This window comes from Paenibacillus mobilis (assembly GCF_058267595.1).
This window is the reverse complement of record NZ_JBZCMS010000002.1, coordinates 131,423-147,715: the sequence shown is the minus strand read 5'-3', so window position 1 is coordinate 147,715 and position 16,293 is coordinate 131,423. Positions and strand designations below refer to the sequence as shown.

Here is a 16,293-nt window from a genome sequence, read left to right as displayed (position 1 = left end):
AATGCCGGAAAAATATAAGGGCTCGATTGTTGAAATCATTTACATGAATCGGAAAGGCGAAATCACCCAGCGCAGCATCGAGGTTTATCTGATTCAAAACGGACTTGTCAAAGCAAAATGTTTGAAGACGGGGCAGATCCGATCGTTTAAAATCGAAAATATCCTTGCGGTTGATCCGAAATCCGTCCAATTCCATGGATCAGCAGGGTCAGCCGGCTTTCATGAAAATGGTCATCCAATTCCAAGTCGAATATAAATAGAAAATCCATAAGAGCGAGCGTTTGGAACGCCGATTCTTATGGATTTTTTTATGGCGGCCCATGTAAAAATCAATTATGATAATGATAATTATTATCATTTAATGTATAATAGGTTCATCTTATTCATTGAATTATAAATCATCATTCTATAAACATAAATCCATGTTGGGGGAGACATACATAATGGCGGAAGCTTCACTTGAATTATTTGATGTGACCATCATCGGCGGCGGACCGGCCGGGATGTATTCGGCATTTTACAGCGGCATGCGGGATATGAAAACCAAACTGATTGAAGCGAATGACCAATTGGGTGGCCGGCTGCTTATTTATCCGGAGAAAATGATTTGGGATGTCGGCGGCGTCGGCCCCATTTTATGCGCGGATTTAACGGCTCAATTGATTAAGCAGGCGAATACGTTTGAACCGACGTTCGTTTTTAACGAGCAGGTGACCGATTTCAGCCGGCAGGAAGACGGCACGATTCTACTTACGACCGCTTCAGGCCAAAAACATTGGACCAAAACGGTGATCATGGCCATCGGCTACGGAATTCGGAAGCTGGCTAAACTGGAAATTGAAGGTGCGGACCGGTATGAAGTTAGCAATCTTCACTATACCGTGCAGGAGCTTGAAGAATTCCGCGGAAAAAACGTTCTGATTTCAGGCGGCGGGGATTCCGCTGTGGATTGGGCCAACGAATTATGCCCGATTGCTGAGCAGGTCACTGTCGTGCACCGTCGCGACGAGTTTGGCGGACATGAACGAAATGTATTAAAAATGAAGCAGTCCTCTGCCGCGATCAAAACGCCTTATGTCGTAGATAGGCTGCACAGCGGAAGCGGCGAACACATTGAACAGGTGACCATCACCCATGTGGAAACGGGGTCGACGGAGCTGCTTGATGTTGACGCAGTGATCGTCAGCCACGGGATGCGAACGGATTTCGGTCCTGTAAGGGATTGGGGCTTTAACTTGGGGCAGTGGTGGATCGATGTGAACGGAAAGCTGGAGACCAATATTCCGGGGATTTTTGCGGCAGGGGATTTCGTGAATTACGAGAGCAAGGTTCGCCTGATTGCAGGCACATTTACCGATGCGGTGTTGGCCGTGAACAGCGCCAAGCTGTACATCGATCCTAGTGCGGAGCGTGTAGCTTACGTTTCGTCCCATAACAGCCGTTTCAAAGAGAAAAACCGCGCGCTTGGTGTTGCGGTAGAAGAAGATTAAGCCAATTTTGACGGAAAAATAAATAACCCCAGGGGACCCGCTGGTTCCTTGGGGTTGTTGTTTTATTTGGAATGTCCCCGCGCAAAACGCCCGACGATTTCCGTCGATTGGACAACGTTCATAAAGGCATAGGGATCCGTGGTCACCACCGCTTTTCGTACGGCCGCAAGCTCATATCTGGTGGTCACGGTCATCAAGGTGGAGTTGCCCACCTGGCTGTAACCGCCTTGGGAATCCATGCAAGTGATGCCGTGGTGCAGCTTCCGCAATTCGGCAAGCATGCGGTCTCTTTCCTTTGTAATGATAAAGCAGGTCACTTTGATATGGCCTACGTGAATGGTATCCACGACCTTCCCTTTAACGAAAGTGGAAAGCAGAGAATAAAGCGCAAGGTCCCAGGTTTTATAGAAGCCGAGGGCAATAAAAACAAGTCCGTTCAAAACAAACAAAATGTTGCCGATAGGAAGATCGTATTTCCGCGTAATAATTGAACCTACAATGTCGAATCCGCCGGTGGAGCCTCCCACCCTTAAGGAAAATCCGATGCCGATCGCCGAGATAATCCCGCCGGCTACCGCGCCAAGCGTAGGGTCATGAGTCACGCCCACTACGGGGATCACGGCCATAAACCAGGTCGTCGCTACAACGGAAATCAGGCTTAAAACGATATAACGCCGGCCAACGGCTTTCCAGCCCCATATAATCAAGGGAAGATTTAGCACGAAATAAACGATGGAAATGTTCCAGCCCGTTAAATAGCCGATAATCGATGCAAGACCCGAAATGCCTCCTGATAACAGCTGATGCGGAATCAAAAAGAGGTTCAGGCCGGCAGCGACAAGAAAAGCAGAGAAGATAATGATGGCTATCTCTTGTGCGGGTCTAAGCGTTGCGGATTTTTTCTTAATGAATTCGGAAGACTGCTGCAGGTTCAATTTGTTTCAATCCTTTATAAAGTTTTTAAAAGAATCGAGCGATAAAAATAAATTATCGATTCAATTATCTTTTTTATCAATATAGCATACAATAAAAAAAATCACTATCCATGATCGTGTGTGTGCGGCCGATCTAAAACCCGGCTTAACGAGGTTTCCATGGGAATATCAAATGTAAAAAGGCAGCTATCCTTTCAAAGGGAAAGGAGCTGCCTTTATATTATTTACCAGTAAATGAACTTCATACGAAAAAATAAATGGCGAGCCTTTAATGGAAATCCCGGAACAGTCCGATCACTTTGCCCAAAATGGTTACGTGTTTCAAACGAAGCGGTTCAAAGGCTGGATTCTCAGGCTGCAAACGGATGTGGTCTCTTTCTTTATAAAAAGTTTTGACCGTAGCTTCGTCCTCTTCCGTCATAGCCACCACGATATCGCCGTTTTCAGCGGTTTGCTGCTGACGGACGATCACATAGTCTCCGTTGTGAATTCCGGCTTCGATCATGCTTTCGCCGACAACGGCAAGCATAAATACTTCCTTATCTCCGACATAATGGTTGGGAAGCGGGAAATAATCCTCGATATTCTCGGTTGCGGTGATCGGAACGCCGGCCGTAACTTTGCCCACAACCGGAATTCTTGCCACAGTATGGGCAAACATATTGGAATTCTCCGACTCTTCCTGGCCCAGCAGTTCAATCGCCCGCGGTTTTGTCGGGTCTCTGCGAATCAGACCTTTCTTCTCCAAACGGTCCAGATGACCATGTACTGTCGAACTGGAGGCCAGTCCCACAGCTTCGCCAATTTCCCGAACAGAAGGAGGATAACCTTTCATTCGAACTTCACTGCGTATAAATTCCAAGATCGCCTGCTGGCGGCTGGAAACCTTCGACATTTGTTATCAACCCCATCTTAGTAACGTTTGGAAAAATTATAACATAGAACCTCCGTTCGCACAAACAGGAGTTCTAACCTTTTTCTATAGAAGGCTGCAAATTAGGAAATAGGGCGGCGAAACGCAGGGGAACAATTGTTCTAAAAAACTATTGAACAAAACAAACGTTCGTGTTATATTGATTTCAGACAAAACAGAACAAACGTTTGGGAGTGATTTTAAATGTTAAAGTACAGTACTTATAAAAGTATCCATACAACCCCGTCGCCAGTGATGTCCACAGCTTCGGTGCGATTCTTACATAAATCCCCAATGTCTTCCGGTACCCGCAAACCTTTTATCCGCACCTTCGTAGTGATAGCCGTGCTGCTTCTTTCTTTTACCGGTTTTATCAGCGCTTTTGCGGCTTCGGTTTCCCCGGGAGAGGAGCCGGTGTATGAATCCGTTGTGGTGATGCAGGGAGATACGTTGTGGAATATCGCGTTGGCTCATAAACCATCCGGCATGGATACCCGTAAATATGTCGGTTTGTTATCCTCATTAAACCATTTGCATGACAGCGGCATTCAAGCCGGAGATATTTTAAATCTTCCTAATATAGATTGATTATAGATTGAATATGGATTGAAATTTTTTCGAACCTTTCTTCCTTAAGAATGGCAGAGCTTGCAGGGGGCTTACAGCGCCTTGACAAGCTCTTTTTGACGTGTCAAAGTAAATAGTAATGCCTTTAATGAAGGAGGACTTTATGGACATCGATAGCCTGGTACAGCGGATCAACGAATTGGCCCGCAAACACAAAGCGGAAGGATTAACGGAAGCAGAAAAGCTCGAACGCGCAGAGCTGCGTGAAATATATCTTGGCAATATCCGCAAAAACTTCCGTCAACAGCTTGAATCCATTGAGATTGTTGACGAAAAATAGCCGGCTCTCCGGCAACCATGTCTAGGGAGGATGCAAGGGAATGTCAAGATCGTTTGAACGGAAAGTAGAGAAAAACCGTCAGAAATTCAACATTAATCAGCAGAAGAAAGGGGTTAAACCCGGCGGAACTTTAGGCAGCAAAGGCGAAGGCGTAACGTTCAGAGGGCGTAACGTGCTTCTGCCGCTGCTGTTTGTTGTGCTTGGCGCTATGTATGCGGTTATGGGTTTTATTGGCGGGACCGAAAACATAAATACGCTTTACATTATTACGGTAGCTTTGTATTTTGTGCTGGGTATTGTGATTTTCTTAAGAAAACCTTATCTGCGGATCTACAAAAACAAGCTGTTTACTTCCAAATTTAATCGGGACCGCAGTCTGGATGCAGGTTCGATCGCCAAAATCAAATGGAGCGGCAAAACGATCACGATCGTAGCCAAAACGAAAGAGCCGAACTGGACGTTTTCAGGCAGCCGCAATTTTTATGACACCGAACAAGTCGGTGCGGCTTTGCAGGAATTTGCGGCTACTCATGGGGTAGAGTTCGAGAAAAAATAAGCTGGACATTAGACGGAAACCGGGGGGAACGGGGAATGGCTGAAGTGAAAGCAGTTTGTTTTGACCTTGATGATACGCTGCTATGGGATGAACGCAGCGTAGAGGAAACGTTTAAAGAGGTTTGCCGGAAAGCGGAGGAAATCACCGGAGTAGATGCTGCAAGACTGGAGGAAGCGGTGCGCAGGGAAGCCAGAGCGCTTTATGAATCCTACGAAACCTTTCCTTTCACCAAGCTGATTGGGATTAATCCGTTTGAAGGTTTGTGGGCGAAATTTGACGGCGGAGATCAGCCTGAATTCCGCAAACTTCAGGAGCTGGTTCCGGCTTACCGGAAAAATTCCTGGTACAATGCACTCCGGGCCTGCGGTGTGGATAATGCTGAATTGGCCGCAGAGCTTGGCGAAATGTTTGCCTCGGAACGGCGAACCAGGCCTTATACTTATGAAGAAACGTTTCTGGTCTTAAACGAACTGAAAGGCAAGGTAAAACTGCTTTTGCTCACCAACGGCTGCCCTTCCCTCCAGCAGGAAAAACTCGATGGCGTGCCTGAACTGGTTCCTTATTTTGATGAAGTAATCATTTCCGGAAGCTTCGGTCGGGGGAAACCGGACGTTGCGATTTTTGAACATGCTTTGAAGCTGCTTGGCACGTCGCCTGAGGAAACGGTCATGGTGGGCGACAAGCTTACGACTGATATCAAAGGGGCGCTTGCGGCCGGTATTCCTTCCGTTTGGATCAACCGCGACGGAAAAACAAGAACCGACGAAATCGTGCCGGACTATGAAATCCGTCATCTTTCCGAGCTGTTGGAGCTGGTAAACGGCAAACCTTCTATTTAATAAACCTGAATAAATGATAGCCGTCTTGGGTCTTTGCCGACTGCAGGCGGCTTTTGTATTTTTAATGAACGGGATAAACATGGAATTTTCTTTCCTTACAAAGGGGCTTCTGCTAAACTAAAGATTAATGTCTGAAAGGAGGTTATTGGAATTGAATAAACCCAGTCTTGATGCGCGATTAAAAGAGAAAATATTAATTCTTGACGGTGCCATGGGAACCATGATCCAGCAGGAAAACCTGACTCCGGAAGATTTCGGAGGCGAGCAGCTTGACGGCTGCAACGAAATGCTGGTACTGACTAGACCTGACGTCATCACCCGGATTCATGAACAATACCTCGAAGCGGGAGCGGATCTCATAGAGACCAATACGTTCGGCGCGACTTCTGTCGTATTGGCCGAATATGATATACCGGAGAAAGCCAGGGAAATCAATCTGGCAGCGGCAAAGCTGGCCGTTGAAGCGGCTGAGAAATACAGTACGGGGCAGCAGCCCCGTTATGTGGCGGGTGCGCTTGGACCTACCACTAAAACGCTTTCCGTCACCGGAGGCGTAACCTTCGGCGAGCTGGTGGAAAGCTATGAAGAACAAGCCGTAGCACTGATCGAAGCGGGCGTCGACGCTCTGCTGCTGGAGACTTCGCAAGACACGCTGAACGTCAAGGCCGGAAGCATCGGCATTAGACAAGCTTTTTCAAAGACGGGAACCAAGCTGCCGATCATGATTTCCGGAACGATCGAGCCGATGGGCACGACGCTTGCCGGACAAAACATCGAATCGTTTTACGTCTCACTGGAGCACCTGCAGCCGATTTCCGTAGGTTTGAACTGTGCGACAGGACCGGAATTTATGAGGGATCATATCCGCACGCTGGCCGAAATGTCCAAAACAGCGGTCAGCTGTTACCCGAATGCAGGTCTGCCGGATGAAAACGGCCATTACCACGAATCCCCGAGCTCTTTGGCCCGAAAAATCGGCGCTTTTGCCGAGCAGGGCTGGCTGAATATTGCGGGGGGCTGCTGCGGCACGACTCCGGCCCACATTAAAGCTCTTTCGGAGGAGCTTGCCGCCTATGAGCCGCGTCCGGTTGCCGGTCAACATCCGCCGGCGGTTTCAGGCATCGAGCCCGTGTACATTGAAGCGGACAACCGGCCCTACATGGTCGGAGAAAGAACGAATGTTCTGGGTTCACGGAAATTCAAACGCCTGATTGTGGAAGGCAAATACGAGGAAGCTTCGGAGGTGGCCCGGGCCCAGGTCAAAAACGGCGCTCAGGTGATCGACGTTTGCGTGCAGGACCCGGACCGGGATGAAACGGTGGATATGCGTGAATTTCTGGAGCTGGTGGTCAAAAAGGTGAAGGTTCCGCTCATGATCGATACCACGGATGCGGAGGTCATCGATTTGGCACTCCAATACTGCCAGGGCAAATCAATTATTAACTCCATTAACCTTGAGGACGGCGAGGAGAAATTCGAACGGGTAACCCCGCTCATTCATAAGTATGGGGCTGCCGTAGTCGTGGGCACGATTGACGAACGGGGACAAGCCATTACGCGGGAGGACAAGCTGGAGGTTGCCAAACGCTCCCACGATCTGCTGGTGAATAAATACGGCCTAAAGGCTGAGGATCTTATTTTTGATCCTTTGGTATTCCCGGTGGGCACCGGGGATGAGCAGTACATCGGCTCGGCCAAGGAAACGGTGGAAGGCATCCGTCTGATCAAGCAGGCGCTGCCGGAGTGCCATACGATTTTGGGCATCAGCAACGTTTCGTTTGGTTTGCCTGAGGCGGGGCGGGAAGTGCTGAACTCCGTTTTCCTGTATGAATGCACCAAAGCCGGCCTGGATTACGCGATCGTAAATACGGAGAAAGTGGAGCGTTATGCCTCCATCCCGGAAGAAGAACGCCGATTGGCTGAAGAGCTGATTTATAATACGAACGATGAAACGCTGGCTGCGTTTGTCGCCGCTTTCCGGAACAAGAAGGTAGAGAAGAAAGAAAAGGTCATGAACCTGCCGCTGGAAGAGCGGCTGGCTTCTTATATCGTAGAGGGGACCAAGGAAGGCCTGCTTCCGGATCTGGATGAAGCGCTTGGCCGCTATACCGCCTTGCAGATTATCAACGGTCCTCTTATGAAAGGCATGGAAGAGGTTGGCCGGTTGTTTAACAACAATGAGCTGATCGTGGCCGAGGTCCTGCAGAGCGCGGAAGTAATGAAGGCTTCAGTAGCTTACCTGGAGAACTTCATGGAGAAAAACGAATCCTCGGTGAAAGGCAAAATTTTGCTGGCTACCGTAAAAGGGGACGTTCATGACATTGGCAAAAACCTGGTGGAAATCATCTTGGCCAACAACGGTTACCAAATCGTAAATTTGGGTATAAAAGTACCACCGGAGAGCATTATCGAAGCTTACCGCAAGGAAAAAGTCGATGTGATCGGCTTATCCGGCCTGCTCGTCAAGTCGGCGCAGCAAATGGTCACTACGGCCCAGGATTTGCGGAATGCCGGTATTGATGTTCCCATTATGGTTGGCGGTGCGGCTTTGACCCGAAAGTTCACCAAAACCCGGATCCGGCCGGAATACGACGGCATGGTTGTATACGCCAAGGATGCGATGGACGGGCTTGATTTAGCCAACAAGCTGATGAATCCCGATGCACGCGAGAAGCTGCGGCAGGAGCTGGAGTCCGACAAGGATAATGAGAACGCAAAACCCGAATCGGCACCGCTCCCGGAATTAACACGGGCTGTTCGCTCCAAAATTTCCGTGGATGCGCCGGTGTACATTCCGCCGGACTTGGAGCCGCATATCTTAAAAAATTACCCGCTGGGGCACATCATTCCTTATGTCAACATGCAGATGTTGCTTGGGCACCATTTGGGTCTGAAAGGCAATGTTGAGCAGTTGATTTCCTCCGGAGATCCCAAAGCGCTGCAATTGAAGGAAACAGTGGATCAGGTCATGTATGAAGCGGTGACGGACGGCATGATCCAGGCCAATGCGATGTACCGGTTTTTTCCGGCCCAATCGCGTGGCAACGATATTTTGATTTATGATCCCAAGGATAAGTCCAAGGTGCTGAAAACCTTCTCGTTCCCGCGTCAGCGCGTAGAACCTTTCCTCTGCTTGGCCGACTATTTGAAGCCGGTAGAAAGCGGGACGATGGACTACGTCGGCTTTATGGTCGTAACGGCCGGGAAAGGCATTCGTGAAAAATCCGAGGAATGGAAGCTGCAGGGCGATTATTTGCGCTCCCATGTGCTTCAGTCCACCGCCCTGGAAATGGCGGAGGGCATGGCCGAACGGCTGCATCACATGATGCGGGACACTTGGGGGTTCCCGGACCCGCAGGATATGACGATGAAGCAGCGGCATGGAGCCCGTTATCAGGGCATTCGCGTTTCGTTCGGGTATCCGGCCTGCCCGGATCTCGAGATGCAGGCGCCTTTGTTTGATCTGATGAATCCCCGGGAAATTGGCGTAGAGCTGACCGAAGGGTTTATGATGGAACCGGAGGCTTCGGTTTCGGCTATGGTGTTCAGCCATCCTGAAGCGCAATATTTTAATGTAGATAAAGCTTAATCTGGCCTCTTGCAAAATCCCCCGGAGAAAGCGGGGGATTTTTTGTTGATAATGCGCGCATGTTTTAATTAAGGGCGCTGCTGAAGGCAGATGGCATTCGATTTATGACTAAGAGAGGAGCGGCTGAATATGGAACTTTATTTTATGGGAACCAATGCGGGAGTTCCTTCCCTGCAACGAAACGTGACCTCGCTTGCGCTCCGGATGCTGGAGGAAAGAAGGTCTTTCTGGCTGTTTGACTGCGGCGAAGGCACGCAGCATCAGGTGCTGCGTTCCCCGCTGCGGCTCAGCAAGCTGGAGAAGGTTTTTATAACCCATCTGCATGGCGACCATTTATTCGGGCTGCCCGGGCTGCTGTCCAGCCGGGCCAATCAAGGCGGAGATACGCCGCTTACCGTATACGGGCCAAAAGGATTGAAGTCCTTTATCGATTTGACGCTGGGCATCAGCGAGTCGAGAGTCAACTACGAGCTGACCGTAAAGGAGCATGAAGGCGGAGTGCTGTTCGAGGACGATACGTTCCGGGTGGAATCAGCCCTTCTGGAGCACCGGATCGACAGCTACGGCTACCGGATCATCGAGAAGGACCGTCCGGGCAAGCTGGATTTTGAAAGCTTAAAAAAACACGGCGTTAAACCCGGCCCCTTATACGGCCAACTGAAGCGCGGCGAAAACATTGTAACCGAACAGGGGACGGTGGTGCGCTCCTGCGACGTGCTCGGCAAGCCGAAAAAAGGGCGGATCGTTACCATTTTGGGCGATACCCGGCCCTGCCATAATGCGATCGAGCTTGCGCGGGGGGCGGATATGCTGGTGCATGAAGCTACTTTTTTGCACGAACTGAAGAAAACCGCCTATGAATACCATCACAGCACCGCCGTGCAGGCGGCAGAAGAAGCTAAAGCGGCAGGCGCTCATGAAATGTTCATGACCCACTTCAGCTCCAGGTACAAGGATGAAGAACAGCTGGCTCCGCTACTGGCGGAAGCGCAGGCGATTTTTCCCAACTCCAAGCTGGCTGTGGAGCATGTCCTCTATCCGATTCAAAAATACCCGGACAAGGCCTGAGCAGACAGGCCGGCTCCGGATTATTTTCCGGGAAAGCGCAGGAAATGACAGGCTTTAGCAAAGTTTTGCCTCGCCTTTTTGCTATGCGGCATCAGCATTCGTTCGGGTTCGACCCGTTTTCGATAAACTCTGCCAGGCGAGGCCGGGAAAAAGAACAAATCCGGCGGAAATGGCGGGCGTCATTTGCCATTCTAATCAATTTATGACTACAATAAAACGAATGCAGCCAAAGAAGCTTGGGCGGCATTCCACATACATATTTTATTTCGGTAATAAGGAAGTGAACGCGGGTGTCATTTGGATGGAAAGGATTCCTGATAGATCTGGACGGCACGATGTATCATGGCTCGAATAAGGTTCCAGGAGCCGATGAACTGATTGCGGAACTAAACCGGCATGGCCTGCCTTATTTGTTCGTGACGAATAATTCGTCCCGGACTCCCGGGGAAGTAGCCGCAAGCTTGCGGGAAATGGGAATTCCGGCTGAGGCGGAGCATGTATGCACCTCTGCGGTAGGAGCGGCCCGTTATCTGGCCGAAACGGCGCCTGGAGCGAGAGTGGCAGTTATCGGCGAACCGGGTCTGGTGAATGCTCTGGAAGAGGCCGGCCTGACGATAACGGAGGACAATCCTGATTATGTGGTCCAGGGGATCGACCGTGCTTTTACTTATGAAAAGCTGAGTAAGGCAGCGGAGTGGATTTCCGGCGGGGCGACGTATATTTTGACCAATCCTGATCTTATGCTGCCGGGACAAAACGGGCTTTCTCCCGGGGCGGGCACCCTTTCGGCGGCCATTCAAGCCGCGACGGGAGTTAAGCCGGTAACAATCGGCAAACCCGAGTCCATTTTGATGCTGCAGGCTATTGAACGTCTGGGTTTATCCGCAGCCGAAACGGCCGTGATTGGAGATAATATGCTGACGGACATTTCGGCGGGGAGCCGGGCAGGCTGCGGTACTGTTTTAACGTTAACCGGAGTAACTACCAAAGAAAATTTGGGCCATTACAAGGAATTGACAGGCATTACGCCTGATGAAATTTATGCGAATTTGTTTGAGCTAATTCATGTTTTAAAAGGAAAGGAAAGATGAAACATGCCGGAATGGCCGGAGATGGAAAATTACCGCAGTCTGCTTTCCGGACTGCTGCTCGATAAAGAAATTACCGGGGTTACGATCAACCGTGAGAAATCGGTAAACGTGGATCCTGAGGCGTTTAAACAGGAACTGCTGGGCCGGAAAGTGATTTTTGTGGAACGCAGAGCCAAATTTCTGATCTTCCACTTGGATAACGGGCGCCGGCTGCTGCTGCATCTGATGCTGGGCGGCATGCTTTACTTCGGCAGTGAAGAGGATAAACCTAAAAGAAATACGCAAATTGAGATTCAATTCGGCGATAAAACGTTATATTTCATTGGGTTAAGATTGGGTTATCTGCATCTGCTGACCGCCAAACAGACGGAAGAGGAGTTGTCCGACCTGGGTCCGGAGTTACTGGACCGCCGGATGAACGAACAACGTTTTATTCAGCTGCTTTCCCGCCGGAAAGGAATGCTGAAAACGACGCTGGTGAATCAGAATGTCATGGCGGGAATCGGCAACTGTTATGCGGACGAAATCGCGTTTGCTGCCGGAATCCGTCCTGACGTCAAGGTACAGGATTTGGAGGAGCAGGACCTGGCCAACCTTTATAAAGCTGTCAGGGAAGTGCTGACGGATGCGGCTGCACATGGCGGTTATATGGAGATGCCTTTGACCGCGGATGACAAGCTGACCGGTGGTTTTAACGATTTATGCAAGGTGTACGACCGGGAAGGGGAACCGTGCGTTCGCTGCGGACAACCGATCGTCAAAACCGAGTTAGCTTCACGCAAAGTGTTCTACTGCGCGAACTGCCAGCATGGCAAATAATTTCCTGATCAGGGCCGGGGCACATTACAGCATTCGTAACGGTTTCTCGGGAGCGGCGAAAACCGCGTTTGCGCAAGGAGCGCGGGCATTTCAATATTTTCCGAAAAATCCCCGCAGTCTGGGCGTCAAAACATGGGATGCCCAAGATGCGGGGCTTTGCAAAGCTTTTTGCGAGCAGCACGGACTGCTGTCTGTCGCCCATACGCCTTATCCAAGCAATCTGGCGGTCAGTTCAGAGGAGGAGCCTGATTTGTTCGGCAGAACCGTCGCATCGCTGCGGAATGATCTGGAGATCGCAGAAGCTTGCGGTTCAAAGGGAATCGTTGTCCATTTTGGAATATATAAGAAAAGTAACCCCTTACAAGGTTACAAAAATGTTATACAATGTATAGATAGTATTCTCTCCGGCTGGGAAGGGAACGCCAAGCTGCTGATCGAAAACCAAGCCGGCAATCATGGCGATATGGGGATGACGATGGAAGAGCTGCTGCAGGTCAGAAACCTTTGTCGGCAGCCCGATCTGGTCGGCTTTTGCCTGGATACCTGCCATGCTTTTGCTGCCGGAATATGGACCGGCTCCGGAGATCGGGCCTTCTGGAACAAAGCCAAGGAGCAGGGATTCTGGAACTTTGTCGACTGCGTGCACCTCAACGATTCGGTTTATCCGTCAGGCAGCCGGAGAGACCGCCACGCCAGGGTGGGACGCGGGTTCATCGGAGCAGCGCCGTTATCGGAGCTTGCACATGTCAAGGAGCTGGAAGGGATACCGCTGATCATGGAGACGGAAGCGGGGGCCGACCAAACCTACCGGGAGGATATTGGCCTTGTAAACGGTTGGGCAGTCATCTGACCGCAGGGCGGCAATAACTTGGGAAAGGAAGAACGGATTTGATTCATTTATATATGGATGATTTGCGCCGTTGTCCGACGGGTTTTGTGCTTGCGCGTACGGGGCAGGAATGTCTGCAGATTTTACGGGAAGTGGAAGTTGATATTTTATCGCTGGATTACGATATGGGACCGGAGGAAATGACCGGTGCTGAGGTGGTGGCGGCTATGGTGAACGAAGACCTGTATGCCCGGGAAATCTTTTTGCACACGTCAAGTTTGCATGGCCGGAACAGCATGTATGAAATGCTTTATACGAACAAACCGGACCATGTTATTTTGCACGGCTGCCCAGTGCCTTTTGAAAGACTGGATGAGATTGCGCTTAACTATGACAAGAAGACTAAAGCAGAATAACAACAGCTATAAGCGTTAATCAGGAGGAAACGATTTTTATGAATGAGCAATTGGAAGGCCGGCCTAACGAAAACACGCAGACAGGGGAAGAGCAGCCGTTCTCGCGGTGGATTTGCACTGCCAACCATGGTTTTACCCCTTATGCCCAAGAGGAACTCCGCAGAACCTTCGGCTCTGTAAAAAGCCAGGTGCTCGAATCGGGCGAAGTTATTTTGGTTACCCTGCCGGCTTCCGCAGAACAGGTTTTGTTAAACATGCATGCTTCCCCCCTAATGTTCTTAAGACATATGTTTCCGGTTCAGGCCGAACTGCGTCTGGAGCCGGGGGATGCGCAGGAGACGCTGATCCAAAAAACGGTGGAGTTTGCCAAAGCGCACTTGAACGAACTGGATTCCTACGGAATGGAGTCTTCCCGGAAAACAAACGGCGAACCTGTTCCGGTAGCAGTTCAAGTCCGAAAAAACGGAACCAGTTTTTGGGGCGGAACCGCCTTGGAGTTAAAGGACGAAATCGAGACTCGCTGGAATCCGGAACCCGATCAGGTTCGGTTTGTGGTCCGCGAGGCTGAACTTGTGGTCTCCGTTTATGCCGCTGAAGAAGCCGTATATGCCGGCGTATCCTCACCTGCGGATAATTTGTCGGATTGGAATGGCGGAGCCGTTCGTTTTCAGCGCGAGGAGGGACAAATCTCCAGAGCCAAATTTAAGCTGCTTGAAGCCGAGCGTTCGTTCGGGATTGATTTCGCAGGTTTCGGAAATGCGCTGGATATCGGGGCCGCTCCGGGCGGATGGACTTCTTTTTTGCTTGAAAGGGGCCTTTCGGTTACGGCTGTGGATCCGGCGGATATGAGTCCGGAGCTGCTGCAAAACCCCCGATTGACGTATTTAAAGAAAAACGCGGACAGCGTTGCGTTTGATCAAAACCAGTTTGATCTGCTGGTTTGCGATATGAGCTGGAGTCCCAAATTGACCGCCCGATTGGTCATTGACTTGTTGTACAGCTTGAAAACGGGAGGAACAGCAGTAGTGACCATCAAGTTGCTCAGCAAGAAGCCGCTCGCTCTGATCAAAGAAATCACCGAGATGTATACGGATGCGAGAATGCAGATTATTCAGGCTAAGCAGCTTTTTCACAACCGCGATGAAATTACGCTTTATATGATTAAATATTAACGCTATTAAATATTGAAAGCAGCCGATTTTTTTAAAAAAAGGGTTTACAAAAAGACAGACTGCGTTTTATAATAATCCCAAAATTATACAACAGGTAAAGGGAAAGCATCCCAGACGCCATACCGCTTGCGGTATTTCGTTTGGAGGCTTTCCCTTTTTTGTTGTCCGAAAGGAAGGATGTCTTATGGCTCCGATGCCGGAGCTGCTGGAAACAGGTACGCTGCTGGGGGATCGGTACCGGATTATCCGTTATGCGGGGAGCGGGGGAAGCAGTCATGTTTATGTGGCTGGTGATCTGAAGCTGCAAGGCAAGCTTTGGGCAGTGAAGCAAACCGTGACCGAAACTGGCGAGAACAATTGCATGGAGGAAGAAGCGGCGATGCTTATCGCTTTGGATCATCCGCGGCTTCCGAGAATCGTCGATTTTTTTCAGGGAGTGGGAAACCACCTGTTCCTGGTTATGGATTACATAGAAGGAACAACGCTGGAGGAATATTTGAGCGGGGTTAAAAGGGTTTCTGAAGCCGAACTGCTGCGGATCGCGGACCAGATATGCGACGGCCTTCATTATTTGCATACCCGTGAACCTCCCATTATTTATAGGGATCTTAAACCCTCGAATCTGATGATCGAACGGGGCGGAGAAATCCGCTTTATCGATTTCGGGACGGCCCGGGCTTATAAACCGGAAGCGGATGAAGATACGATTCAGCTAGGGACGGTCGGATTTGCGGCTCCTGAGCAGTATTTGGGCAAACAAAGCGATGCCCGGACGGATTTGTATGCATTAGGCGCGATCATGCTTTATCTCCTTTCGAGGGGGAAACACACCCAGTGGCCCAAGGATGATAAAAAGTTTGGCCGCGGGAAAATTCCGCCCGATATGGCAAGGCTGATCCGCAAGCTGCTCAGCTACGATGCCGCAGAGCGGTACCAGAATGCCTTGGAAGTTAAACAGGCGCTGCACCGTTTAAGATTCTCTTTTCCGGCAGGGAACCGGATAGCCGACGCTTCGGACAGGCCGGTCGTCATTGCCGTTGCCGGGGCGGCTGCGGGGATAGGGACCACTCACTTGTCGCTGATGCTGGCCCACTCTTTATCCCGTTCTTTTTCTTATATAACTTTCGTGGACTGGAATGACCGTTCTTCGGCAGCTTACGGCATGCCGTTACCGCCGGATCGTTCTTCCGAAGGGACCGGAAATGCAATAGATTCGGGGCTGCTAACTTACCATAAGCATCCTTCCCGTGCGGAATGGCTGCAGATTCTAAGCGCCGGCCACGGGCTGATCATGATGGATATGGGGGTGGAGATGAGCAGAGACAGTCTTGAGGAATTTGCACGGGCGGATTTGCAGGTAATTGTCCTTCCGGCAGCCGTCTGGAGGCGTAATGAAATTAACAGTTGTTTAAGGAGATTATCCGCTCATGTGGGAAGAAAACGCGTATACGCTTTGCCATTTGCGGATTCTTATGGATTGGAGCAGGTCGGCAGGCTGCTCAAGGGGGAAAAGGTATACGCTATACCGGTGGAAACGGCCCCTTTTCAACCCGGCGAACAGGCGGAACAGGCGCTTGAAGAGCTATGCGCTCCTCTGCTGCCGAACAGGATCCGGAAGAAAAAAGGGCTTACGGGATGGCTTAAAAAAATGAATAGTCGGGAGGGATAA

General features: G+C 50.2%; 16 protein-coding genes. 14 read left to right on the top strand and 2 right to left on the bottom strand.

The window, feature by feature from the left end:
- Window position 1: 1 nt before the first annotated feature.
- Window positions 2-256: a hypothetical protein gene (locus AC3ZPD_RS03825; RefSeq protein WP_490982948.1), complete on the top strand. Its 255-nt coding sequence runs from the start codon at window positions 2-4 to the stop codon at window positions 254-256.
- A 187-nt stretch (window positions 257-443) separates the two neighbouring features.
- On the top strand, window positions 444-1,490 hold the full coding sequence (locus tag AC3ZPD_RS03820) for an NAD(P)/FAD-dependent oxidoreductase (RefSeq protein ID WP_490982947.1): 1,047 nt from the start codon (window positions 444-446) through the stop codon (window positions 1,488-1,490).
- A gap of 62 nt (window positions 1,491-1,552) precedes the next feature.
- Here AC3ZPD_RS03820 and AC3ZPD_RS03815 read toward each other — a convergent pair whose 3' ends face one another.
- Complete coding sequence (locus AC3ZPD_RS03815) at window positions 1,553-2,425, bottom strand: YitT family protein (protein WP_490982946.1); 873 nt, start codon at window positions 2,423-2,425, stop codon at window positions 1,553-1,555.
- 268 nt (window positions 2,426-2,693) lie between these two features.
- Entirely contained in the window at window positions 2,694-3,320 is a 627-nt protein-coding gene (lexA, locus tag AC3ZPD_RS03810; protein ID WP_490982945.1) for a transcriptional repressor LexA, read from the bottom strand.
- Between the two features lie 222 nt (window positions 3,321-3,542).
- On the opposite strand from lexA, the gene AC3ZPD_RS03805 reads away from it, so the two are divergent.
- From AC3ZPD_RS03805 to AC3ZPD_RS03750, 12 genes are all read left to right on the top strand, one after another.
- Entirely contained in the window at window positions 3,543-3,926 is a 384-nt protein-coding gene (locus AC3ZPD_RS03805) for a LysM peptidoglycan-binding domain-containing protein (protein ID WP_490982944.1), read from the top strand.
- Window positions 3,927-4,068: 142 nt separating this feature from the next.
- Window positions 4,069-4,245 (top strand): DUF896 domain-containing protein, encoded by a 177-nt coding sequence (locus AC3ZPD_RS03800; RefSeq protein WP_490982943.1) that lies wholly within the window; start codon window positions 4,069-4,071, stop codon window positions 4,243-4,245.
- A 40-nt stretch (window positions 4,246-4,285) separates the two neighbouring features.
- On the top strand, window positions 4,286-4,801 hold the full coding sequence (locus AC3ZPD_RS03795) for a hypothetical protein (RefSeq protein WP_490982942.1): 516 nt from the start codon (window positions 4,286-4,288) through the stop codon (window positions 4,799-4,801).
- Between the two features lie 35 nt (window positions 4,802-4,836).
- Complete coding sequence (locus AC3ZPD_RS03790; protein WP_490982941.1) at window positions 4,837-5,640, top strand: HAD family hydrolase; 804 nt, start codon at window positions 4,837-4,839, stop codon at window positions 5,638-5,640.
- Between the two features lie 151 nt (window positions 5,641-5,791).
- Window positions 5,792-9,229, top strand: coding sequence for a methionine synthase (metH, locus tag AC3ZPD_RS03785; protein ID WP_490982940.1), 3,438 nt, complete (start codon window positions 5,792-5,794; stop codon window positions 9,227-9,229).
- A gap of 129 nt (window positions 9,230-9,358) precedes the next feature.
- A complete protein-coding gene (gene rnz / locus AC3ZPD_RS03780; protein ID WP_490982939.1) occupies window positions 9,359-10,297 on the top strand; it encodes a ribonuclease Z in 939 nt (312 codons plus the stop codon).
- A gap of 290 nt (window positions 10,298-10,587) precedes the next feature.
- Complete coding sequence (locus AC3ZPD_RS03775) at window positions 10,588-11,388, top strand: TIGR01457 family HAD-type hydrolase (protein WP_490982938.1); 801 nt, start codon at window positions 10,588-10,590, stop codon at window positions 11,386-11,388.
- Between the two features lie 3 nt (window positions 11,389-11,391).
- A complete protein-coding gene (locus AC3ZPD_RS03770) occupies window positions 11,392-12,207 on the top strand; it encodes an Fpg/Nei family DNA glycosylase (RefSeq protein WP_490982937.1) in 816 nt (271 codons plus the stop codon).
- Window positions 12,197-13,057, top strand: a complete 861-nt coding sequence (locus AC3ZPD_RS03765; RefSeq protein ID WP_490982936.1) for a deoxyribonuclease IV — start codon at window positions 12,197-12,199, stop codon at window positions 13,055-13,057. Before AC3ZPD_RS03770 ends, AC3ZPD_RS03765 begins: the two co-directional genes overlap by 11 nt.
- A 38-nt stretch (window positions 13,058-13,095) precedes the next feature.
- Window positions 13,096-13,452, top strand: a complete 357-nt coding sequence (locus AC3ZPD_RS03760) for a cyclic-phosphate processing receiver domain-containing protein (RefSeq protein WP_490982935.1) — start codon at window positions 13,096-13,098, stop codon at window positions 13,450-13,452.
- A 38-nt stretch (window positions 13,453-13,490) separates the two neighbouring features.
- Window positions 13,491-14,624 carry an SAM-dependent methyltransferase gene (locus tag AC3ZPD_RS03755; protein WP_490982934.1) on the top strand — a complete coding sequence of 378 codons (1,134 nt, stop codon included), beginning with the start codon at window positions 13,491-13,493 and terminating at the stop codon, window positions 14,622-14,624.
- Between the two features lie 184 nt (window positions 14,625-14,808).
- Window positions 14,809-16,293 (top strand): serine/threonine protein kinase, encoded by a 1,485-nt coding sequence (locus tag AC3ZPD_RS03750; RefSeq protein ID WP_490982933.1) that lies wholly within the window; start codon window positions 14,809-14,811, stop codon window positions 16,291-16,293.